Annotated in this window: 1 protein-coding gene; it reads left to right on the forward strand. The window is 72.6% G+C overall.

All coding sequences use genetic code 11. From position 1 onward, the window contains the following. On the forward strand, positions 1–277 hold a 277-nt coding region (locus ACM0OZ_RS49300; RefSeq protein WP_414590228.1), incomplete at both ends, for a hypothetical protein.

Raw genomic sequence — 277 nt, forward strand, 5'->3', positions numbered from 1 at the left:
TGTTGTCCGAAGCCGTCCGTCAGGTCGACGGCGGCCTGGCCGTAACCGCCTACCGCCCACCTCCGCCCTCGCTTTCCACGGGTGTCGCGCCGGTCACCGTGCCGCCGCTTGAGGAAGCCGAGGTAGGCCTGATCATCGAGCGCGCCGGCGGGGACACGGCGCGGTGGACGCGCTCGGTCTGGCTGGCGAGCGGGGGACATCCCCAGCTCGTGGCCGCCAGGGTGACCGGCCTGAAGGCGCGCGGCTGGCCGGCTGGAGAGGATCTGCAAGGCATCCT

This window comes from Scytonema sp. PCC 10023, assembly GCF_963920835.1.
Classification (GTDB): domain Bacteria; phylum Cyanobacteriota; class Cyanobacteriia; order Cyanobacteriales; family Nostocaceae; genus Kalymmatonema.